This is a genomic window from Microbacterium enclense, assembly GCF_001456955.1.
Taxonomy (GTDB): domain Bacteria; phylum Actinomycetota; class Actinomycetes; order Actinomycetales; family Microbacteriaceae; genus Microbacterium; species Microbacterium enclense.
In genome coordinates this window covers 286,109-307,244 of record NZ_KQ758471.1, presented here as the reverse complement: position 1 = coordinate 307,244, position 21,136 = coordinate 286,109, and the positions used below count along the sequence as shown (strand labels likewise).

Here is a 21,136-nt window from a genome sequence, read left to right as displayed (position 1 = left end):
GCGTTCTCCTCTCGGATGCCGGGGCGGCGGTGCCCCGTGACGACCACTGTGAGCGAAGATCAAGGCCTCGAAACCGCACCGGCCATGTGAAGATCGCCCGATCTTCTGCGGCTGTGAGACTCTGGCGTATGGACACCGGCGTCTCGATCTCTCCGTCACCCCTCTCGCTCGACCATGAAGAGGTGGACACCCTCACCATCGGCCGCCGCATCCGCCAGCTGCGCACCGCGCGCGGCATGACCCTCGACGATCTCGCCGGAGCGGTCGGGCGCGCGCCGAGCCAGATGTCGATGATCGAGAACGGTCGGCGGGAGGCGAAGCTCACGCTGCTGCAGGCGATCGCGCGGGCGTTGGACTGCAGACTCGATCAGATCCTGGATGCCGAGCCCCTCGACGCCCGCGCCACCCTCGAGCTGTCGGTCGAACGAGCGATGCGGGGGCAGACCTTCCAAGCCCTCGGCATCGCACCGTTCCGTGTCGGACGGTCGGTGCCCGATGAGGCGCTCGCCGCGATGCTCGCGCTGCAGGCCGAGATCGAGCGCTTGCGCGAGGAGCGGTCGGCGACACCGGAAGAGGCGCGACGCGCGAACGTCGCGCTCCGACGGCTCATGCGCACGCAGGACAATCATTTTCCGGAGCTCGAGCGCGTGGCATCCGAAATGCTCGAAGCGACCGCGCACCCGGGCGGGCCGCTGACCCAGCGCGGCGCGAGCGACATCGCCGCCCACCTCGGCTTCACGCTGCACTACGTGCCCGACCTCCCCTCGTCGACGCGCAGCATCGCGGATGCCAAGAACGGACGGCTCTACCTCTCGACGAAGGTCGCGAAGGGCGATCCGCGCGCGGCCGTGCTGCAGGCGCTGTCGAGCCGGATCCTCGGCCACGGCGAGCCGACGAGCTACGACGAGTTCCTTCGCCAGCGCGTCGAGACGAACTACCTCACCGGCGCGCTGCTCATGCCCGAGGCCCACGTCGTCACCGCGCTCCGCGAGGCGAAAGAGCGGCGCGCGATCAGCATCGAAGACCTCCGCGACGCCTACGCGGTGTCGTACGAGACCGCGGCGCACCGCTTCACCAACCTCGCGACCGTGCACCTCGGCATCCCGGTGCACTTCCTCAAGGTGCACGAGTCGGGGACGATCACGAAGGCGTACGAGAACGACGACGTGAACTTCCCCACCGACCGCCTCGGCTCGATCGAGGGGCAGATGTGCTGCCGCCGCTGGACGAGCCGGGTCGTCTTCGAGGAGGACGACCTCTTCAACCCGTACTACCAGTACACCGACACCGGGAACGGTACCTATTGGTGCACCGCGCGCGTGGAGCAGTCGAGCGAGGGCGCGCACTCGGTGAGCGTGGGCGTGCGCTTCGACGACACGCGGTGGTTCCGCGGTCGCGACACTCCGAACCGCGGCGTGTCGCGGCATTCGGTCGAGACCTGCTGCCGTCGCGCGCCCGCCGAGCTCGAGAACGCCTGGCGCGGTCAGGCTTGGCCGAACGTGCGGACGCCGCGGACCCTGCTCGCGACGCTGCCGACGGGCGCGTTCCCCGGCGTCGACACCACCGAGCTGTACGAGTTCCTGCAGGCGCACGCCCCGTCGTGACCACGCCCCCGTGCACGGCCGCGGCTGGGGTGTCGGTGCGCGGCGGGTGCGGTGGCGGGTGCGGGGTGCACAACGGCGGTGGTTTTCGGTGGCGCGCGGGGTGTGGATGCCGTGGGGCGGCGTGTCGGTGAGGAGTCCTGCCGTTGTGCTCGCCGGTGGCGGTGGCGGTGGCTGCACCGCACGGCGATCTCGCGTCGTGTGCTCCGGTGGAGGTGGCCCGGGTGTCGGTTCCGCGGCGGGTGCGCCGGCGCGCGCCGGACGACGATCTGGCCGCCGGAGGTCAGCGCGCGAGGTGCAGATCGCGGTCGACGTACGCCAGGATGGCCATTTCGACCGTCGGCCAGTCGTGCACGACGAGCGCGTAGTCGAATCGCAGCGTGATGAACCCCCACGCGGCGGCGTGGGCGTCGCGCCGGAGGTCGCGGTGGCGATGGCTCTCACCGTCATGGAAGGGCGCGCCATCGACCTCGACGATGAGCACGTCGCCGATGATGAGGTCCACGCGCCCCACCGATACGACTCTCACCTGCGTTCGCACGGGCAGACGCCGATTCCGCAGGCGCCACCGCACGAGCGATTCGAGTCCGCTATCGGCATCCGACCGCGCCAAGCGGAGCGCCTCGCGCCCGTGCGCATTCGTGTGGTCGTGCAGCCAGGCGCGGTCCGCGCTGGTCAGCAGCCGCAATCGCAACGCGGATTCGAGGGCCACGAAGAACTGCTCGACTCCGCGGCACCGCAGGATCTGCCGGAGGACGTGGGCGATCGAGAGGGGCGCGAAGGCCCGCTCGAGGGGGATGTCGCTCCAATGGAGGATGCACGAGCAACCGTCGTGCGGGTAGCCGTGCCCGGCTTCGCGCATCCACACGTGAATCTGGTCCGTTCCTTCGAGCACCCAGAGACCCAGGTGCCTCGCTGCTGTCACGCACGCGGGGGTTCCCCCGTGCCGGGCGGCCGCGACGACGGGTTCGCAGGTTCCGCGTTCGGCGTAGACACCACGACGCAGGTGGAGGAGGGATCCGGATGCCACTTCGGCCGCGATCGTCCGGCGGGAGCGCCCCGCGCTCCGCAGCTCGCTGAACGTACGAATTGCCGAGTCGCCGACGCACATGCGTCCACGCTGCGTGATCGTCAGAGCGACGAGGCACCGGTCGGAGTGATCTGTGGACAGGTCGCGCCTGGGGAGGACCGCCGCATCCGCGGGCCGCCGGGCGACGGTGTGCACGACGGCAGGGAGTTTGGCCGACACGCCGGGCCCGACGCCCGCGGCTCGGCGTGCCGCAGAGGAGTCCGGCCGTTGTGCACGCGGGTCGGCCGCGGGTCGGCGGTGTGCACAACGGGTCGGCCGCGGGGCGGCGGGGTGCTCCACGGGTCGGCCGCGGGGCGCGGTGTGCACAACGGCAGGGAGTTTGGGCGACACGCCGGGCCTGACGCCCGCGGCTCGGCGTGCCGCGAAGAAGTCCTGCCGTTGTGCACAACGGGTCGGCCGCGGGGCGGCGGGGTGCTCCACGGGTCGGCCGCGGGGCGCGGTGTGCATAACGGCAGGGAGTTTGGGCGACACGCCGGGCCTGAAGCCCGCGACTCGGCGCGGCGCTCGACAACTCCGCCGTTGTGCTCGCAGACTCCGCCCGCCTGTCGGGGCCGCCTACTCCGCCAGCCGCAGTGCCGCCCACAGCTCGGCGCGGGCGGCGAACGACGACAGGTCGCGGTCGATCACCCGCTCGGCCTGGGCGACGCGGGCGCGCACGGTGTGGCGGTGGATGCCGAGCGCGTGCGCCGTGGCCTCGTGCGAACAGTCGTTCGAGAGCCACGCGTCGAGCGTCTCCACCAGCGCGGAGCCCTGCGCCGTGTCGTAGGAGCGCAGCGGTGCCAGGGCGTCGGCGGCCACCGCTCGCGCCCCCTCCGAACCGAGCGCGGCGATGAGCCCGGCGCGCGCGGTGTCGGCGAAGTCGGCGACCCCCGGCGTCGTGACCCGGTCGCGGGCGGTACGCGCCTGGGTGAGGGCACCCGAGAACCCGTCGTAGCCGGTCGGCGCCGAGCACCCGACCACCGTCTCGAACCGATCGGCGATCTCGACGAGCAGCTCGCGCGCTCGTGCCGGCACGACGACGACCAGACCGTCGTCGCCGCGACCGAAGAACAGCTCGCCGCGCCGCTCCTGCGCACGACGTTCGAGCCATTCGGTCAGCGCCGTCGAGCGATTGGATGCCGCGGGCGTCACCGCCACGATCACCGGGGCGGTGGGAAGCGGACCGAGCAGGTCGCGGGCCGCCCGCCGGGCGAGCGAGGGATCGTCACCGCTCAACGACTGCACGAGGCCCGCACGGAACGTTCCGATCGCCCGGCCGAGGCCGTCCTGCTGCTCGAGCGCGAGCGCGGCCATCGCGACGACCGCGGTCACGACGCTGCGGGCCTCGTGGTCGAGGTCGGAGGCCTCGATGGCGAGGGCTCCCCGCAGGTGCCCGCCGCGGCCCAGTGTCTGCACGGTCACCGATGCATCGCCGACGCGCACGGCGCCCGCGGCCCGCGTGCCGCGACGGAGCATCGTCGTCACCTCGGCGGCGACGGCGTCGACGGCGGGGGATGCCAGGGCGCCCGCCGGATGCTCGTCGCGCACGGCGCCCGCCGCGTCGAACAGCCCCACCCAGCAGTCGAGCTGACGCGACAGCTCGGCGAGGGTGGCCGACAGCCCGTCGGGACGCAGCGCGGCCAGCGACACGGCCCGCTGCGCCGCGAGCGACCAGCTGCGCCGTGCGTAGGCGTCGGCGGCGATTGCTTCGGCGCCGGCCCGGGCCACCGCGATGAAGGGCGTTCGATAGGGCACCTCGAACAGCGGCATCCGTGCTTCAACGCACGCGTCGACGAGACCGGCGGGGATGCCATCGCGCACGACCTCCGTGCCGAAGCCCAGGGCGCGCACGCCGCGAGCGATCAGGCGTCCGACGTAGGCGGTGTAGTCCGCGGCGGTCGCGTCGGCGAACTGCGTGCCGGTGGTCAGCAGCACGAGCCCCTCGCTGAGGAAGGGGGTCGGGTCGGCGAGGTCGCTGGAGTGCACCCACCTCACCGGGCGGTCGACGGCGCCGGGCGCCAGGTCGCGCTCGTCGACGACCAGACGCAGGTGCAGGTCGCGCCGGGCGAGCAACGCCCGCAGGTTGGGCGGGGTCACGGCGTCGGCGACCATGCTTCCTCCTGTACGAGACGTATACGACGGTGCCAGCGACTGTACAGCCAGGAGAGTGCGGCCCGCGTTGCGCCGTCCGTAGCATCGCCGCCATGAGCCTCGACACCCTTCCCCTCGTCGGCGGTCCCTCGCTCCCGCAGGAGCGCCGCCTCGTCACCGCCATCCCCGGCCCCCGCTCGCAGGAGCTGCTCGACCGCAAGGCCGCGGCCGTGGCATCCGGTGTCGGCCACACGGTCCCGATCCAGGCCGTCGCCGCGGGCGGGGGAGTCGTCGTCGACGCCGACGGCAACTCGCTCATCGACCTCGGCTCGGGCATCGCCGTCACCAGCGTCGGCAACGCGCACCCCGCGGTGGTCAAGGCCGTGCAGGACCAGGTGGCCGCCTTCACCCACACGTGCTTCATGATCTCGCCCTACGACTCGTACGTCGCCGTCGCCGAGGCCCTCAACCGCCTCACCCCGGGGGACCACGCGAAGAAGAGCGCGCTGTTCAACTCCGGCGCCGAGGCCGTCGAGAACGCGATCAAGATCGCCCGCAAGTTCACCGGGCGTCAGGCCGTCGTCGCATTCGATCACGCCTACCACGGCCGCACCAACCTCACCATGGCGCTCACGGCCAAGAACATGCCGTACAAGAGCGGCTTCGGCCCCTTCGCCGCCGAGGTCTACCGCGCGCCCCTGTCGTACCCGTTCCGCGACGGTCTGACCGGTCCCGAGGCCGCCGCGAAGGCCATCTCGCTCATCGAGAAGCAGGTCGGCGCCGACAACCTCGCCGCGGTCATCATCGAGCCCATCCAGGGCGAGGGCGGCTTCATCGTCCCCGCCGACGGCTTCCTGAACGCGATCGTCGACTGGTGCCGCGACAACGGCGTCGTCTTCATCGCCGACGAGGTGCAGTCGGGCTTCGCCCGCACCGGCGCGATGTTCGCCAGCGAGCACTTCGGCATCGTGCCCGACCTCGTCACCACCGCGAAGGGCATCGCCGCGGGCCTTCCCCTCGCCGCTGTCACCGGACGCGCCGAGATCATGGATGCCACCCACACCGGCGGACTCGGCGGAACCTACGGCGGCAACCCGATCGCGTGCGCCGCCGCTCTGGCATCCATCGACGCGTTCGAGAACGAGGGGCTCATCGAGCGCGCGCGGCAGATCGGCGACGTGCTGAAGGGACGTCTGCACCAGCTGCAGCAGAACGACCCGCGTATCGGCGACGTGCGCGGACATGGCGCGATGATCGCCGCCGAGTTCGTCGACCCCACCACCGGCGCGCCCGACGCCGCCCTCACCGCCGCCGTCGCGAAGGCCGCCATCGCCGAGGGAGTCATCGTTCTCACGTGTGGCACGTACGGCAACGTCATCCGGTTCCTGCCGCCGCTGTCGATCGGCGACGACCTGCTGAACGAAGGCCTCGACGTGGTCGCGGCGGCCCTCGACCGCATCTGACGGACCTCCCGGCGGCGGCGCCGACTCCGCCGACGCCGGGGCCACCCCTCGACTCCGCACGAGAAGTAAGGACGCTTTCATGGATGACATCACCCGCGACGTGGTCGTGATCGGCGCCGGCGCCGCCGGCCTCACCGCCGCGAACGACCTGCGCAAGGCCGGGCTCTCGGTCGTGGTGCTCGAAGCACGCGACCGCGTGGGTGGGCGCCTGTGGACCGACACCGTCGAGGGCGCGATGCTCGAGCTGGGCGGACAGTGGGTCTCGCCCGACCAGACCGCGCTCATCGACACCGTCGCCGACCTCGGCCTGTCGACCTACAGCCGCTACCGCGAGGGCGAGAGCGTCTACGTCGGAGCCGACGGAGAGGCCAAGCGCTTCACCGGCGAGATGTTCCCCGTCGCACCCGAGACCGAGAAGGTCATCGACGAGGTCACCGCGCGACTGGATGCCATGGTGGCCGAGATCGACCCCGACAGGCCGTGGGAGCACCCGAACGCCGCCGAGTGGGACCGGATCTCGTGGGACGCCTGGCTCCGACAGCAGACCGACGACGACGAGGCCGTGCGCAACCTCGCCTTCGCGACGGGCTCCGCGATGCTCACGAAGCCCACGCACACGTTCTCACTGCTGCAGTCGCTGCTCATGGCGGCATCCGCGGGCTCGTACTCCAACCTCGTCGACGCCGACTTCATCCTCGACAAGCGCGTCACCGGCGGTCTGCAGCAGGTGCCCGAGCTGCTCGCCGAGCGCCTCGGCGACGACGTGCTGCTGAACCAGCCGGTCCGGCGCGTCATCTGGGGCGCCGACCCGGCGTCGCCAGATCGGTCCGAGGGCACGGGCCGGCGGGTCGCCGACCTCCAGGCGTTGACCGCCCGCGTCGAGGCCGCGGCATCCTCCACCGACGGCGTCACCGTGATCGCCGACGGCGTCACCGTCCGTGCCCGTTTCGCGATCCTGGCGCTGGCCCCGGTGCTCTACAACCGCATCTCGTTCGAGCCGCCGCTGCCGCGTCTGCAGCACCAGATGCACCAGCACATCTCGATGGGCTTCGTCATCAAGGTGCACGCGGTCTACGAGACGCCGTTCTGGCGTGAGCAGGGCCTGTCGGGCACCGCCTTCAGCCCGTACGAGCTGTGCCACGAGGCCTACGACAACACCAACCACGGCGACGAGCGCGGCACGCTCGTGGGCTTCGTGTCCGACCAGAACGCCGACGACGTCTTCCGCCTGAGCGCCGAGGAGCGCAAGCAGCGCATCCTCGAGTCGCTGTCGCACTACTACGGGCCCGAGGCGAAGAACCCGGTCGTCTACTACGAGAGCGACTGGGGCACCGAGGAGTGGACCCGCGGCGCCTACGCGGCGAGCTTCGACCTGGGCGGCCTCCACCGTTACGGCGCCGAGCTGCGCGAGCCGGTCGGCGCCATCCACCTGGCGTGCAGCGACATGGCCGGCGCGGGCTACCAGCACGTCGACGGCGCGATCCGTCAGGGTCATCGCGCCGCCGACGAGATCCTCGAGCGGGCCCGCGGATGAGCATCGACCGGATCGTCGTCGGCTACACCGCCACCGAGGCGGGGACGGATGCCGTCACCCTCGGCGCCCGTCTGGGCGACGCGCTCGACGCGTCGGTGCACGTCGTGGTCGTGCTGCCGTCGGCCGAGAACAACGTCTCGATCCCGGTGGACGCCGCGTACGAGCGCCTCGTGCAGGACACCGCCCGCGGATGGCTGCGCGATGCGGTGGCACCGCACCCCGGCATCCGCGGTCACGTGCGGGTCGCGCAGTCGGTGTCGGAGGGGCTGGTCGCGGCCGCCGAGGAGTTCGATGCGGGAGTGATCGTCGTCGGCACCGGCGGGGGAGGGCCCCGCGGTCGTCACCGACTCGGCACCACGGCCGAGGAGCTCGTGCACTCGGCTCCCGTCCCCGTCGCCCTGGCCCCCGAGGGGGCGCGCGGCGTCGACCCCTCCGTCGGCCTGCCGCGCGTCACCGCCGCGATCGGCACGCGCCCCGGAGCGAACGTGCTCCTCGACACCGCGGCATCCCTCTCCCGCCGGGCGAAAGCGCCCCTGCGCCTGGTCTCGCTCGCGGGCGTCGACCTGCCCGATCGCGTCGATGCCGGCCTCACCCGGCTCACCGGCCAGACCCACGCCGCGAGCGTGCTCGACACGGTGCGCGCGTCGCTCGCCGACGAGGTGCCCGCCGAAGCGGTCGTCGGCACCGGCAGCGACATCGAAGACGCGGTCTCGCGCCTGGACTGGCAGCCCGGCGAGATCGCCCTCGTCGGCTCGAGCCGGCTCGCGCAGCCGCGTCGGCTCTTCCTCGGCTCCACCGCGGGGCGGATCCTGCGCGCCCTGCCCGTTCCGATGATCGTGGTGCCCCGCACCCAGGAGGTCTCGTCATGACCCAGTCGCCCCTCGGTGCGAGCCCGGCTCCCGACAGCGCCGTCACCACCGGCATCTCCAACAAGGGCCTGCGCGTCGGGACGATCGGCATGATCGGCGCCGTCGTCATCGGCATCTCGACCATCGCCCCGGCCTACACGCTCACAGGTGCCCTCGGCCCCACGGTCTCGGCCGTCGGATTCCAGGTGCCGGCGATCATCCTCGTCGGATTCATCCCGATGCTTCTCGTGGCGCTGGGGTATCGCGAGCTGAACTCCCGGATGCCGGATGCCGGGACCTCGTTCACGTGGGCCGCCCGCGCTTTCGGGCCCTGGGTCGGCTGGATGGCGGGCTGGGGGCTGGTCGCCGCCACCGTCATCGTGCTGTCGAACCTCGCCGGTATCGCGGTGGACTTCCTCTTCCTGCTCATCGCGCAGATCACCGGCAACGCCGACATCGCCGAGCTCACCCGCGTGGTGCCGATCAACATCGCGGTGTGCCTGCTGTTCATGTTCCTCGCGACCGTGGTGTCGTATCGCGACCTTCAGACCACCCAGCGCCTGCAGTACGGCCTGGTCGGCTTCCAGATCCTCGTGCTGCTGGTGTTCGCCGGGGCGGCGGTCATCGAGATGCTGCACGGCAACGCGTTCGACGCGAGCCCCGTGCAGGCGTCGTGGTTCAACCCGTTCGAGGTCGACTCGTTCAGCTCCTTCGCCGCCGGTCTTTCACTGTCGATCTTCATCTTCTGGGGGTGGGACGTCATCCTCACCATGAACGAGGAGACGAAGGACCCCGACAAGACGCCCGGCCGCGCTGCCACCGTGACGGTGTTCCTCATCGTCGCGCTGTACCTGCTCATCGCCGTCGCCCTGCTGATGTTCGCCGGCAACGGCACGGGCGAGCTGGGCCTGGGCAACGAGGACATCCAGGAGAACGTCTTCTTCCACCTCTCCGGGCCGATCCTCGGGCCCCTGGCGTTCCTCGTGTCGCTCGCCGTGCTCACCAGCTCGGCATCCTCGCTCCAGGCGACCTTCGTCGGTCCCGCCCGCACCCTGCTCGCGATGGCGCACTACGACGCCCTGCCGAGGACGTTCGCGAAGGTCAGCCCGCGGTTCTTCACGCCCGGCTACGCCACCATCGTCTCGGCGATCGTCGCCTCCGCCTTCTACGCGATCATGCGCGTGCTCAGCGAGAGCGTGCTCACCGACACCATCACCGCGCTGGGCGCGATGATCTGCTTCTACTACGGCCTGACCGCGTTCGCCTGCGTCTGGTACTTCCGCAAACAGTGGTTCGACTCGGCGCGCAACGTCCTGCTGACCCTGCTCGCCCCGCTGGTCGGCGGTGTCATCCTGGCGGTGCTGTTCGTCACGACCCTGATCGACAGCGCCGACCCCTCCTACGGCTCGGGATCCGAGATCGGGGGAGTGGGGTTGGTGTTCGTCATCACCGTGGTGATCATCGTCGTCGGCCTCGTGCTGATGGTGGCGCAGCGCATCGCAAGCCCGGCCTTCTTCCGCGGTGAGACCCTGGGGCGGGAGGCGCCCGCCAGCGCCCGCCGGCGTCGCACCCCCTGAGACCCTCTCGAACCGCCCTCCGCGGCATGTCCCGACACCCTGAACGACAAGGAGCACCATGAGCGACTACGCCGTCGTCAATCCCGCCACGGGGGAGACCCTCGCCGAGTACGACACGCTGACCGATGCCGGAGTCGAGGAGGCCCTGGCATCCGCCCACGACGGCTACCGCGCCTGGTCCCTCACCGCCCCCGCCGAGCGGGCCGACGCCCTCCGCCGGGTCGCCGGCCTGCACCGCGAGCGCCGCGACGACCTCGCCGCGATCATCGTGCGCGAGATGGGCAAGCCGCTGGAAGCGGCGCTCGGCGAGGTCGACTTCGCCGCCGACATCACCGAGTACTACGCCGACGTCATCGACCGGATCACCGGCGACTCCCCGCTCGACATCCTGGGCGAGGGCACCGCGGTGATCCGCCGGTCGCCTCTCGGCGTGCTGCTGGGCATCATGCCGTGGAACTTCCCGTACTACCAGGTCGCCCGCTTCGCCGCCCCGAACCTCGCGGTCGGAAACACGATCCTGCTCAAGCACGCCCCCCAGTGCCCCGAGTCCGCCGAGGCGCTGCAGGCGATCTACCGTGACGCGGGCCTCCCCGAGGGAGCGTACGTCAACATCCGCGCGACGAACGACCAGGCGGCGACCATCATCGCCGACCCGCGCGTGCAGGGCGTCTCGGTCACCGGCTCCGAGCGCGCCGGCGCCGCGGTGGCCGAGATCGCGGGCCGCAACCTCAAGAAGGTCGCCCTCGAGCTCGGCGGTTCCGATCCCTTCATCCTGCTGTCCACGGACGACCTGGATGCCGCGGTGCAGGCCGCCGTCGACGCCCGCCTCGACAACAACGGCCAGTCGTGCAACGGCGCGAAGCGCTTCGTCGTCATCGACGAGCTGTACGACGCGTTCCTGGCGAAGTTCGCCGCGGCCCTCGGCGAAGCGAAGGTGGGCGACCCGTTCGCCGATGACACCGTGCTGGGCCCGCTGTCGTCGCTCGCGGCCGCCGAGCGCCTCGACGAGCAGGTGCAGCGCGCCGTCGCGCAGGGCGCCACGGTCGAGGTGGGTGGCACGCGCGACGGCGCGTTCTACCCCGGCACGGTGCTGACCGGCGTGACGAGCGACATGGACGCGTACGGCGAGGAGTTCTTCGGCCCTGTCGGCACCGTCTACCGGGTGTCCGACGAGGAGGAGGCGATCGAGGTCGCCAACGGCACCGGGTTCGGCCTGGGGTCGTACGTCTTCACGACGGATGCCGCGCAGGCGCAGCGCATCGCCGACCGCATCGAGGCCGGCATGGTCTACGTCAACCTCGTGCTCGCCGACTCGCCCGAGCTGCCGTTCGGCGGGGTGAAGCGCAGCGGGACCTCGCGCGAGCTGGGGCTGCTCGCGGCCGACGAGTTCGTGAACAAGAAGCTCATCCGCACGGCCTGATCCCGTGTGCGCGCCCCCGGCCCGGTCCGCCGCGTCGGGGGCTCCCGCGCGCGTCGAAGCCCCTGACCCGGTCCGCCGCGTCGGGGGCTCCCGCGCGCGTCGGGACGGGGCGTCCGGAGCGTCCCCATCCGCTCGGCGGAGCCGGGCGCGAGCCCGGCGACACGGGTGCACCGGCCCGGCTCGGTTCGCCAGGGCGGGGGACATGGCATAGACTGGGGAGTGCAGTCGAAATCTGCATTCTTTCGCCGTGCCCTCGGGTACGCGGCATCCTCCCCTGAGAGATTCCAGGCGGAAGAGCGCGGGTTTCGAATCCTGGATCCTCGGGATCTTAGGGCGGTAGCTCAATTGGCAGAGCAGCGGTCTCCAAAACCGCAGGTTGCAGGTTCGATTCCTGTCCGCCCTGCGCACAGCGCACGCTGGCACAGACACAGACCAAGGTGGTTCGATGACTCAGGACGAGATCGTCGCCGAGCGCGACGCCCCCCGCGAGAAGAAGCTGAACTTCTTCGCGCGGATCGCCCTCTTCATCCGTCAGGTCTTCGCAGAGCTCCGCAAGGTCGTCACCCCGACCCGGCAGGAGCTGCTGAAGTTCACCGCCGTGGTCCTCGGTTTCGTCGTCGTCATGATGGCGATCGTCTACGGCCTCGACGTGCTGTTCGTGTGGATCACCACCGCCGTCTTCGGCGTCCCCGGTACCGCCGGCGCCTGACCGGCGTTCGAGCGGACGTGCGGCGCCAAGAGCGGCCGCCTCTGAACGGAAGAGATCACAGTGTCTGAAAGATATGTCGACGACGCCGATTGGGCGACGGCAGCCGAGCAGTCCAGCGAGGACGACGAAGCCCAGGAGGGCAACGTGCTTGAGTCCCAGGAGCGTGCCTCCGACTCCGCTGAGCACGCGGCCGTCCACATCGTCGACGACGAGACGGAGGTCGACGACGCCGGCCTCGGCGACATCGACATCACCGACCCGGAGGCCGACGCGATCGTGAACGACGCACTCGAGATCGACGAGACCAGCGAGGCCGAGGCCGCCGCCGAGGTCCTGAACGACTCCCTGGCCGAGGAGCAGGCCGAAGAGGCCGCCGACGCCGCCGACGAGGTCACCCCCTACGACGGTCCCGACATCAACGGCGAGCCCGACGAGCCCGTGCTCGACGAGGACTTCGTCGACGAGGTCTCCGCGGCCGCCGGCGTGGTCGACGAGGTCGAGGCCGGCGAGTCGCCCGCCGACGCGCCCGCCGACGAGGATGCCGACCCGTACGAGGCGTACCGCGCCGAGCTGCGGTCGCTCCCGGGCAAGTGGTACGTCATCCACTCCTACGCCGGTTTCGAGCGCAAGGTGAAGGCCAACATCGAGCAGCGCAAGTCGACGCTCGAGGTCGAGGACGACATCTACCAGGTCGAGGTCCCCATGGAGGACGTCGTCGAGATCAAGAACGGCCAGCGCAAGATGGTCAACCGCGTGCGCATCCCCGGCTACGTGCTGGTGCGCATGGACCTCAACGAAGACACCTGGTCGGTCGTGCGTCACACCCCCGGTGTCACCGGCTTCGTGGGCAACGCCCACAACCCCACGCCGCTGCGTTTCGAAGAGGCCTTCAACATGCTGAAGAGCCTGGTCGAGGTCAAGGAGTCCGCTCCCGCCAAGGCCGGTGCCGCCAAGGGCGCCCCGACCGCCCAGCGCGTCATCCCCGCCGAGGTCGACTTCGAGGCCGGCGAGACGATCACGATCAAGGAGGGCTCGTTCGCGGGTCTCCCCGGCACGATCAGCGAGATCAAGCCCGAGAGCGGCAAGCTCACGGTGCTGGTGTCGCTCTTCGAGCGCGAGACCCCCGTCGAGCTGTCGTTCGACCAGGTCACCAAGATGGTCTGACGCGTCCTGCGTCTCGCGAACGCCCCGCCCGGCTCCGGCCGCGCGGGGCGTTCGCCGTTCGCGGGCGCGGCCCGGTGGCGGGGCGCGCGAGCGCCCTGCGCGTCAGGCGTCGAGAAACGCCATCCGCCGCAGGAAACGCCCCGCCGCGTTGTTTCTCGCGGCGGATGCCGTTTCTCGTGTCTGCGTCGGGGGTCGCCGCCCGTCGGTGCGCGACGGGGCTGCTGCGGTTCGGTCGCGGGTTCGTGCGACCGGGGCGGCGTGGGCGGGCGCGTGACGGGGGCGGCTCGCTGCTCGTGGTGTATGCGCCGATAAACGGCATCCGCGGCGAGGAACGCTCCACTGCGTTGTTTCTCTCGGCGCATGCCGTTTCTCGTGTCCGCGTCGCGGGTCACGGGTCACGGCACGGCTGCGCGGGGCGCGGAGGGCCTTGCCCGCGCGCGTCTCGCCGCCCGCCGGCGCTCACCGCGGACTGGCGTAAGTGCAACGACAAACGGGATTCGCGTGCGCAAACGCCCCATCGAGTTGTTTTCAGTGACGGATGCCGTTTCTCGCGACGGCCTCGTGGGTCGCGGCGCGTCGGTGTGTGGCCGAGCGGCGGGGAGAGGTCGTGGGCGTCCGCTTGATAAACGGCATCCGCGGTGAGGAACGCTCCGCCGCGTTGTTTCTTCCGACGAATGCCGTTTCTCACCGGCGCCGAGGCCGCCGGGCGCGCGCCACGGTGCCCGCCCGACACCGGGCCCGCGCCCGCGTGCGCGCCCGTCGCGCCCGCCCGCCCGCCGCGCCCGCGCCCGCGTGCGCGCCCGTCGTGCCCGCCCGACACCGCGCCCGCGCCCGTCGCGCCCGCCCGCCGCGCCCGCCCGCTCGGCCGCTCGGCCGCTCGCCCCGCCCGCCCGCCGGCCCGCCGTCCAGGGATCACCGCGGATCGGCGAACAGTGCACCGACAAACGGGATCCGCCTGAGTAAACGCTCCTACGCGTTGTTTGCACCGGTGGATGCCGTTTTTCGCGCGGTTCGATCGAACCGCGCGCCGGTCACCAAGAACGCGGGTTGCGCCCGACGGCATGGAGACTGGTCGTGTCGGGCTTGCCGGTCAGGGGCAGACCCGCGGCGAGGAGCGACTCGCGCATCGCGTCGACCGTGAGCGCGTCGGCGTACTCCCAGCGCGCGACACGCCACCCGATCCGGCGCAGGGCGTCTTCTCGACGCTTCTCTTCGCGCAGCACCGCCTCGGGGGAATCCCCTGAGGTGTACTTGCCCCAGCCGTCAACCTCGCCGAGCACGCGGAACTCCGGCCAGCACAGGTCGGACCGGTACCGACGCGGTCCGATGCGGTGTTCTGCCTGCAGGATGGGCGCGGGGAACCCGCACCACTGCGCGACGGCCCGGCTGATGGACTCCGCGGGTGATTCGGCTGCGCCGTCGGCGTTCGCGAGGACCCACTGGAGTCGACGTCTCCCTCGAATGCTGCGCTGGGCATCGGCCGTTTCGCGGAGCTGCTCGCGGGTCACACCGTGGACGCGGATGGTGGCGTCCGCGACAGCGAGACCCAGCGCCGGCGGCAGGCAGCGGCCCAGATCGATCGCCGTCTCGGACGCAGATATCGTCCGGAGGTCGCCGACATTGCACATCGTTCGACCGTCGAGACTCGTGTGAACGACGACGTCTCCATGGACCAGTGATCTCGTCCGTCGCGCGTCGAACAGGTGGATCATGCGCGGGTGGCCGAACACCGGCAGTCCGAGAAGCGTTGCAGCCGACTCGTGCGAGAAGACGGCCCGAGGGTTGGTGAGCGCATAGGCGTGCACGCGCGCCGCATAGCGATTCCACTCGGGCAGCGCGTCCCAGGCGACCTTCTCGGCGTAGACGCCCGGGCGCAGCCGCCGGAGAGCTCGGTCTGCATGCGGGTATCGCCCCATTCGGGCCGCGTCGACCGCGCGGATCAGGGGCAGGGGCGGGGGTTGCAGGCGCACATACGTCTCCATGCGCCGAGGATGGCAGGGGCGCGTCCGCGGGCGATGCGCCCTGTGGATAACTGTTCGGCCGCGGCATCCGATCGCCCCGGCAGGGTCAACGCATGCGTGACGGCCCTCCCAGCGAGAAACGCCACCCGCAGGCGGAAACGCGTCGTCACGCCGTTTGCGTGCGCGAATGGCGTTTCTCGCGCCGGGACGCGGGCGCCCGCCCGATCCGCCCGCCCGCGCTGACGTCGGCACGCCGCCGTGCAGCGTCGACGGCCCCGCGCTCCCCGCGAGAAACGGCATCCGCACCGATGAACGCGCCGTCCTGCCGTTTTCGCCCGCGGATCGCGTTTCTCACGGACTCCTGCGCGCCGACACCGTCACCCGCAAGACGCCAGCGGGGGAGGACGATGGATGCCGCGGGCTCCGGCGTCGCGTATGATGGGGAGGTTGCGTGCGTCAGCGCGTGACGACCGCTGCCCGGAACCGCCGGGCGTGCGGGAGAGAGGGAGCCGCGAGGTTCCCGCTCGAGAGAGGAAAAGGATATGGCACCCAAGAAAAAGGTGACCGGCCTGATCAAGCTCCAGATCAAGGCGGGCGCGGCCAACCCCGCGCCGCCGATCGGTCCGGCGCTCGGTCAGCACGGCGTCAACATCATGGAGTTCTGCAAGGCCTACAACGCGGCGACCGAAGCCCAGCGCGGCAACGTCATCCCCGTTGAGATCACGGTCTACGAAGACCGCAGCTTCACCTTCATCCTGAAGACCCCGCCGGCGGCGGAGCTCATCAAGAAGGCGGCCGGCCTGGCGAAGGGCTCGCCCACGCCGCACACCACCAAGGTCGGCAAGCTGACCAAGGAGCAGGTCCGCGAGATCGCCACCACGAAGCAGCCCGACCTGAACGCGAACGACATCGAGGCCGCCTCGAAGATCATCGCCGGCACCGCCCGCTCCATGGGCATCACGGTCGAGGACTGAGGGAGAGAACAATGGCTACCAAGTCCAAGGCATTCCGCGCCGCTGCTGAGAAGATCGCGGCCGACACGTTCTACACCCCGAGCGAGGCCGTCGCCCTCGCGAAGGAGACCGGCTCGAAGAAGTTCGACTCGACCGTCGAGGTCGCGCTGAAGCTCTCGGTCGACCCCCGCAAGGCCGACCAGATGGTCCGCGGCACGGTCATCCTGCCCCACGGCACGGGTAAGACCGCGCGCGTCATCGTCTTCGCCAACGGCCCCGCGGCCGAGGCGGCTCTCGCCGCCGGTGCCGACGAGGTCGGTGGCACTGACCTCATCGAGAAGGTCGCCGCCGGCTACACGTCGTTCGACGCCGCCGTCGCCACGCCCGAGCTCATGGGCCAGGTCGGTCGCCTCGGTAAGGTCCTCGGACCCCGCGGCCTCATGCCGAACCCCAAGACCGGCACCGTGACCCCCAACCCGGCCAAGGCCGTCGAGGAGATCAAGGGCGGAAAGATCGAGTTCCGCGTCGACAAGCACGCCAACGTCCACTTCGTGGTCGGCAAGGCGTCGTTCTCGGCCGAGCAGCTCGACGAGAACCTGAAGGCCGCGCTCGAGGAGATCGTCCGCCTCAAGCCGTCGAGCTCGAAGGGCCGTTACATCCAGAAGGGCGCCGTCTCGACCACCTTCGGTCCCGGCATCCCGCTGGACGTCAACGTCCTCGTCTGACGATCCCGTCATTCGGAAGCCCCGCCGCGCCTCGCGCCGGCGGGGCTTTCGCCGTCCGTGCCAGCCGCGCCGGTGCGGACACCCCGAGCCGCACGAACGTGCAACATGGCGTCATCCGGGAAGAGCCCGGCATCCGTCCGTGTTGTGCTGGAGGGTGCGCGCACAGCGCCACCCCCCACCACATGTCCCCCACATCACCCATGTCTGGAACAGCTATGCCCCGTCGTCGTCTGACCGTCCTCGCCGCCACCCTGGGCCTGAGCGCCCTCGCGCTGACCGCTTGCAGCGGCGGTGCGAGCTCCGAGGCTTCTTCGGGAGCGGGGTCGGAGTACGGCCTCGTCTCCGACGGCACCCTGACCGTCGCCACCGAGGGCACCTACCGCCCGTTCTCGTTCCACGAGGGGGCGGGCGACCTGACCGGCTTCGACGTCGAGATCGCCCGGGCGGTCGCCGAGAAGCTCGGTCTCGAGGTGAAGTTCCAGGAGACCCAGTGGGATGCCATCTTCGCCGGCCTCGACGCCGGACGCTTCGACGTCATCGCCAACCAGGTGTCGATCAACCCCGAGCGTGAAGAGAAGTACACCTTCAGCGCGCCCTACACCGTCTCGCGCGGCGTGATCGTCACCACTGACGGCGACACCTCGATCTCGAGCTTCGCCGACCTGTCGGGCAAGACCACCGCGCAGTCGCTCACCAGCAACTGGTACGAGCTGGCCACCGAGAGCGGCGCCCAGGTCGAGGCCGTCGAGGGCTGGGCGCAGGCCGTCGCGCTGCTCAAGCAGGGACGCGTGGATGCCACGGTCAACGACCAGCTCACCTACCTCGACTACGAGAAGACGAACAGCCCCACGGGCCTGAAGATCGCCGCCGAGACCGAGGACACCTCCGAGAGCGCCTTCGCGTTCAAGAAGGGCCAGGACGCGCTCGCCCAGGCCGTCGACGGCGCCCTCGAGGAGCTGCGTGCCGACGGCACGCTCGCCGAGATCAGCCAGAAGTACTTCGGCGCCGACGTCACCCAGTAAGCGCTCGCTGTAAAGCCCCGCGGATCGATCGCCTCCCGCCCCTAGCGTGGGAGGCGATCGGTCCGCGTCCGCGTGTGCGCGAGCGCCCGCGACGAGGATCCGGGCGCGGAGCCCACCGAAGGAAGGAGGCCCATGAACGACATCTGGACGCTGATGCTCGATTCGTTCTGGCCGATGGTGCTGGCAGGACTTCGGGGCACCATCCCGCTGTCGTTGGCCTCGTTCGCCATCGGTCTCGTGATCGCGCTGTTCATGGCGCTGCTGCGCCTGTCGCCGAACGTGGTGCTGTCGGCGATCGCCCGGTTCTACATCTCGGTCATCCGCGGCACACCGCTCCTGGTGCAGCTGTTCGTCATCTTCTACGGCCTGCCCGCCGTGGGGTTGACGATCGAGCCGTTCCCCGCGGCCGTCATCGCCTTCTCGCTGAACGTCGGCGGGTATGCGGCCGAGGTCATCCGCGCGGCCATCCTCTCGGTGCCGCGGGGGCAGTGGGAGGCGGCGCACACCGTCGGTCTCTCCCCGGCCAAGACGCTGACGCGCATCATCCTGCCGCAGGCCGCGCGGGTGTCGGTGCCGCCGCTGTCGAACACCTTCATCTCGCTCGTGAAGGACAGCTCTCTGGCATCCCTCATCCTGGTGTCGGAGCTCTTCCGCCAGGCGCAGAACATCGCGGCCTTCTCATACGAGTTCATGGCCGTCTACCTCGAAGCGGCGCTCATCTACTGGCTGTTCTGCCTCGTGCTGTCGTTCGGGCAGAACGCTCTCGAGAAGAGATTGGACCGCCATGTCGCCCACTGACATCCCGCTGCTGCAGGTCACCGGCCTCGAGAAGAGCTTCGGCCCCAACCGCGTGCTGGCCGGCGTCGACCTCGAGGTGCGCCGCGGCGACGTGCTCGTGCTGATCGGACCCTCGGGGTCGGGCAAGACGACGGTGCTGCGCTGCCTGAACGGCCTGGAGACCCCGGATGCCGGCGTCGTGGCGTTCGACGGAGGTCCGTCCGTCGACTTCTCGATGAAGGTGACGAAGGCCGACCGGACCGCTCTACGCGACCGCTCGGCGATGGTCTTTCAGCACCACAACCTCTTTCCGCACCTGACGGTGATCCAGAACGTCATCGAGGGACCCGTGCAGGCGCACGGTGTTCCCAAGGCGGAAGCCGTCGCCCGCGCTGAGACGCTGCTGGCTCGCGTGGGATTGGCCGAGAAGCGCGACGCGTATCCGTCGGAACTGTCCGGCGGTCAGCAGCAGCGCATCGGCATCGTGCGTGCGCTCGCTCTCCAGCCGCAGCTGCTGCTGTTCGACGAGCCGACCAGTGCCCTCGACCCCGAGCTGGTCGGCGAGGTACTCACGGTGCTGCGCGAACTCGCGGACGAGGGATGGACGATGGTCATCGTCACGCACGAACTCGGTTTCGCCCGCGAGGTCGCCGACGAGGTGCTCTTCTTCGACGAGGGCGTGATCGTCGAGCGCGGTGCACCGTCGGAGCTGCTCCGCCAGCCGAAGAAGGAGCGCACCCGACGCTTCCTCAACCGTCTGCTGCGCCCGCTCGACGGCCCCGAACCCGCGGCGGGGGACGACGCGTAACACTGTCGGAGGGGCGGAGTAGCGTCGGAACATGCGCCGCCTCGAACACCTCCTCGGTCTCGACACGCCCATCGTCCTCGGCCCGTTCGGCGGGCTGTCATCCGTCGCGCTGACCGCCGCGGTCAGCGAGGGTGGGGGACTCGGCTCGTTCGGACTGTACGGGTACACGCCCGCGCGCATCCACGACGCGGTCACCGCCCTGAGAGCGGCGACATCGGGCCGTATCGCGGTCAATCTGTGGTGGCCCCGCGGCGACGAGGCGACACCCGACGACGTCGACATCGCGCCGTTCCTCCGCGCCGCCGACCCGCTCTTCGCCGCCGCCGGCGTCGTCGCGCCCGAGCCCCCCGCCGCTTTCCTGCCCGCGTTGTCGGATCAGCTCGATGCGGTCTTCGACGCGCGCCCCGATGCGCTCAGCGTCGTCTTCGGGGTTCCGGATGCCGACACCCTCGCGCGCGCGAAGGCCCTCGGCATCCACGTGATCGGCACCGCCACCTCGGTCGCCGAAGCGGTTGCGCTCGAGGCTGCGGGCGTCGACGCAGTCGTCGCGACGGGGGCGGAGGCGGGAGGGCACCGCGTGTCGTTCCTGCGCGACGCCGGGCACTCGCTCGTCGGCACGTTCGCACTCGTGCCGCAGGTGGTGGATGCCGTGGGCATCCCCGTGATCGCGGCCGGCGGTATCGCCGATCGCCGGGGCGTCGCGGCGGCCTTCGCGCTGGGGGCCTCCGGCGTGCAGGTGGGGACGGCGTTCCTGCGCACCCGGCAATCCGCGGCCACGGAGGGCCATCGAGAGGCGATCGCCGCGGCCGCAGACACCGACACCGTGTTGACGCGAGCGCTGAGCGGGCGGCTGGCCCGTGGCATCCCGAACCGCGCGATGCGCGAGCTGGAGGCGTCGGGCATGATCGCCCCGTTCCCGGCGCAGAACTGGCTCACGGGCGTGTTCCGCGCGGCGGCGGGCGCCGCGGGCGACGCCGATCTCGTGTCGCTGTGGGCGGGCCAGGCGGCCGGGCTGGCTCGTCTCGACGATGCTGCCGAGGTGCTCGCCGAGCTGCGGGCCGGTGTTCCGGCCGACCCTGCCCGCGCCGTGTGAAACTCGCTGAGGCGCATCGATCCCGGACCCTGGGCTCCGACCCGGTCAGGCGGTGGCTCGGATCTCGAAACCTTCGGGAGCCGTCTCGTCGCTGTCAGCGGCGTCCACACGCTCGACCCGCGCCGACGGCGGCCCGTCGTGCGCCCAGGCGATGACCGCGTCGACGGTCGCCGCGTCTCCGGCGATGAGAGCCTCGACCGTGCCGTCTCGACGGTTGCGCACCCAGCCGCGGGCGCCCGCACGCTGCGCGGCGGCGTGCAGTGCGTAGCGGAAGCCGACGCCCTGAACCCGTCCGTGCACCGTGATCGTCACCGTTCGCAT

Annotated in this window: 17 protein-coding genes, 1 tRNA gene and 1 pseudogene; 15 read left to right on the top strand and 4 right to left on the bottom strand. The window is 70.9% G+C overall.

Annotated elements, in window-relative coordinates; all coding sequences use genetic code 11:
* The first annotated feature begins 128 nt into the window (after positions 1-128).
* Positions 129-1,604 carry a helix-turn-helix transcriptional regulator gene (locus tag AS029_RS11540; RefSeq protein WP_058232731.1) on the top strand — a complete coding sequence of 492 codons (1,476 nt, stop codon included), beginning with the start codon at positions 129-131 and terminating at the stop codon, positions 1,602-1,604.
* Between the two features lie 280 nt (positions 1,605-1,884).
* Here the strand turns inward: AS029_RS11540 and AS029_RS11535 are convergent, their stop codons facing one another.
* Together AS029_RS11535 and AS029_RS11530 are read right to left on the bottom strand one after the other, a co-directional pair.
* Complete coding sequence (locus AS029_RS11535; RefSeq protein ID WP_228375940.1) at positions 1,885-2,826, bottom strand: endonuclease domain-containing protein; 942 nt, start codon at positions 2,824-2,826, stop codon at positions 1,885-1,887.
* Between the two features lie 420 nt (positions 2,827-3,246).
* Positions 3,247-4,782: a PucR family transcriptional regulator gene (locus AS029_RS11530; protein WP_058232730.1), complete on the bottom strand. Its 1,536-nt coding sequence runs from the start codon at positions 4,780-4,782 to the stop codon at positions 3,247-3,249.
* Positions 4,783-4,874: 92 nt separating this feature from the next.
* On the opposite strand from AS029_RS11530, the gene gabT reads away from it, so the two are divergent.
* The 8 genes and pseudogenes from gabT (at position 4,875) to nusG (ending at position 13,476) form a co-directional block, all read left to right on the top strand.
* The gene (gene gabT / locus AS029_RS11525; RefSeq protein ID WP_058232729.1) at positions 4,875-6,224 is read left to right on the top strand and encodes a 4-aminobutyrate--2-oxoglutarate transaminase; all 1,350 of its coding nucleotides are present in this window, start codon (positions 4,875-4,877) and stop codon (positions 6,222-6,224) included.
* A 76-nt stretch (positions 6,225-6,300) separates the two neighbouring features.
* Positions 6,301-7,758: pseudogene (locus tag AS029_RS11520) on the top strand (flavin monoamine oxidase family protein); the annotation flags it as partial.
* Positions 7,755-8,627 carry a universal stress protein gene (locus AS029_RS11515; protein ID WP_058232727.1) on the top strand — a complete coding sequence of 291 codons (873 nt, stop codon included), beginning with the start codon at positions 7,755-7,757 and terminating at the stop codon, positions 8,625-8,627. The pseudogene AS029_RS11520 and the gene AS029_RS11515, both read left to right, overlap by 4 nt.
* Complete coding sequence (locus AS029_RS11510; RefSeq protein ID WP_058232726.1) at positions 8,624-10,183, top strand: APC family permease; 1,560 nt, start codon at positions 8,624-8,626, stop codon at positions 10,181-10,183. The genes AS029_RS11515 and AS029_RS11510 overlap by 4 nt, the downstream gene beginning before the upstream one ends.
* Positions 10,184-10,241: 58 nt before the next feature.
* Positions 10,242-11,603 carry an NAD-dependent succinate-semialdehyde dehydrogenase gene (locus AS029_RS11505; RefSeq protein ID WP_058232725.1) on the top strand — a complete coding sequence of 454 codons (1,362 nt, stop codon included), beginning with the start codon at positions 10,242-10,244 and terminating at the stop codon, positions 11,601-11,603.
* Positions 11,604-11,933: 330 nt separating this feature from the next.
* Positions 11,934-12,006 (top strand) — tRNA-Trp (locus tag AS029_RS11500).
* 42 nt (positions 12,007-12,048) lie between these two features.
* Positions 12,049-12,312: a preprotein translocase subunit SecE gene (secE, locus tag AS029_RS11495; RefSeq protein WP_058232724.1), complete on the top strand. Its 264-nt coding sequence runs from the start codon at positions 12,049-12,051 to the stop codon at positions 12,310-12,312.
* A gap of 60 nt (positions 12,313-12,372) precedes the next feature.
* Positions 12,373-13,476 carry a transcription termination/antitermination protein NusG gene (gene nusG, locus AS029_RS11490; RefSeq protein ID WP_058232723.1) on the top strand — a complete coding sequence of 368 codons (1,104 nt, stop codon included), beginning with the start codon at positions 12,373-12,375 and terminating at the stop codon, positions 13,474-13,476.
* 1,031 nt (positions 13,477-14,507) lie between these two features.
* Here nusG and AS029_RS11485 read toward each other — a convergent pair.
* Entirely contained in the window at positions 14,508-15,458 is a 951-nt protein-coding gene (locus AS029_RS11485) for a hypothetical protein (RefSeq protein ID WP_058232722.1), read from the bottom strand.
* A 521-nt stretch (positions 15,459-15,979) separates the two neighbouring features.
* Between AS029_RS11485 and rplK the strand changes: the two genes are divergently transcribed.
* The 6 genes from rplK (at position 15,980) to AS029_RS11455 (ending at position 20,815) form a co-directional block, all read left to right on the top strand.
* On the top strand, positions 15,980-16,411 hold the full coding sequence (gene rplK / locus AS029_RS11480) for a 50S ribosomal protein L11 (RefSeq protein WP_058232721.1): 432 nt from the start codon (positions 15,980-15,982) through the stop codon (positions 16,409-16,411).
* Between the two features lie 11 nt (positions 16,412-16,422).
* Positions 16,423-17,115 (top strand): 50S ribosomal protein L1, encoded by a 693-nt coding sequence (rplA, locus tag AS029_RS11475; RefSeq protein WP_058232720.1) that lies wholly within the window; start codon positions 16,423-16,425, stop codon positions 17,113-17,115.
* 215 nt (positions 17,116-17,330) lie between these two features.
* Positions 17,331-18,137: an amino acid ABC transporter substrate-binding protein gene (locus AS029_RS17790; protein ID WP_058232719.1), complete on the top strand. Its 807-nt coding sequence runs from the start codon at positions 17,331-17,333 to the stop codon at positions 18,135-18,137.
* Positions 18,138-18,269: 132 nt separating this feature from the next.
* Positions 18,270-18,935, top strand: a complete 666-nt coding sequence (locus tag AS029_RS17785; RefSeq protein ID WP_058232718.1) for an amino acid ABC transporter permease — start codon at positions 18,270-18,272, stop codon at positions 18,933-18,935.
* On the top strand, positions 18,922-19,722 hold the full coding sequence (locus AS029_RS11460) for an amino acid ABC transporter ATP-binding protein (RefSeq protein WP_058232717.1): 801 nt from the start codon (positions 18,922-18,924) through the stop codon (positions 19,720-19,722). Before AS029_RS17785 ends, AS029_RS11460 begins: the two co-directional genes overlap by 14 nt.
* Positions 19,723-19,753: 31 nt before the next feature.
* The gene (locus AS029_RS11455) at positions 19,754-20,815 is read left to right on the top strand and encodes an NAD(P)H-dependent flavin oxidoreductase (RefSeq protein WP_058232716.1); all 1,062 of its coding nucleotides are present in this window, start codon (positions 19,754-19,756) and stop codon (positions 20,813-20,815) included.
* 45 nt (positions 20,816-20,860) lie between these two features.
* On the opposite strand, the gene AS029_RS11450 is transcribed toward AS029_RS11455, so the two are convergent.
* Entirely contained in the window at positions 20,861-21,136 is a 276-nt protein-coding gene (locus AS029_RS11450) for an acylphosphatase (protein ID WP_058232715.1), read from the bottom strand.

What these genes read in the sequence shown, in the direction of transcription:
- AS029_RS11540 (WP_058232731.1), top strand. Translation starts at nt 129, where the DNA reads ATGGACACCGGCGTCTCGATCTCTCCGTCACCCCTCTCGCTCGACCAT.
- AS029_RS11530 (WP_058232730.1), bottom strand. Translation starts at nt 4,782, where the DNA reads ATGGTCGCCGACGCCGTGACCCCGCCCAACCTGCGGGCGTTGCTCGCC.
- gabT (WP_058232729.1), top strand. Translation starts at nt 4,875, where the DNA reads ATGAGCCTCGACACCCTTCCCCTCGTCGGCGGTCCCTCGCTCCCGCAG.
- AS029_RS11515 (WP_058232727.1), top strand. Translation starts at nt 7,755, where the DNA reads ATGAGCATCGACCGGATCGTCGTCGGCTACACCGCCACCGAGGCGGGG.
- AS029_RS11510 (WP_058232726.1), top strand. Translation starts at nt 8,624, where the DNA reads ATGACCCAGTCGCCCCTCGGTGCGAGCCCGGCTCCCGACAGCGCCGTC.
- AS029_RS11505 (WP_058232725.1), top strand. Translation starts at nt 10,242, where the DNA reads ATGAGCGACTACGCCGTCGTCAATCCCGCCACGGGGGAGACCCTCGCC.
- secE (WP_058232724.1), top strand. Translation starts at nt 12,049, where the DNA reads ATGACTCAGGACGAGATCGTCGCCGAGCGCGACGCCCCCCGCGAGAAG.
- AS029_RS11485 (WP_058232722.1), bottom strand. Translation starts at nt 15,458, where the DNA reads ATGGAGACGTATGTGCGCCTGCAACCCCCGCCCCTGCCCCTGATCCGC.
- rplK (WP_058232721.1), top strand. Translation starts at nt 15,980, where the DNA reads ATGGCACCCAAGAAAAAGGTGACCGGCCTGATCAAGCTCCAGATCAAG.
- rplA (WP_058232720.1), top strand. Translation starts at nt 16,423, where the DNA reads ATGGCTACCAAGTCCAAGGCATTCCGCGCCGCTGCTGAGAAGATCGCG.
- AS029_RS17790 (WP_058232719.1), top strand. Translation starts at nt 17,331, where the DNA reads ATGCCCCGTCGTCGTCTGACCGTCCTCGCCGCCACCCTGGGCCTGAGC.
- AS029_RS17785 (WP_058232718.1), top strand. Translation starts at nt 18,270, where the DNA reads ATGAACGACATCTGGACGCTGATGCTCGATTCGTTCTGGCCGATGGTG.
- AS029_RS11460 (WP_058232717.1), top strand. Translation starts at nt 18,922, where the DNA reads ATGTCGCCCACTGACATCCCGCTGCTGCAGGTCACCGGCCTCGAGAAG.
- AS029_RS11455 (WP_058232716.1), top strand. Translation starts at nt 19,754, where the DNA reads ATGCGCCGCCTCGAACACCTCCTCGGTCTCGACACGCCCATCGTCCTC.
- AS029_RS11450 (WP_058232715.1), bottom strand. Translation starts at nt 21,136, where the DNA reads ATGCGAACGGTGACGATCACGGTGCACGGACGGGTTCAGGGCGTCGGC.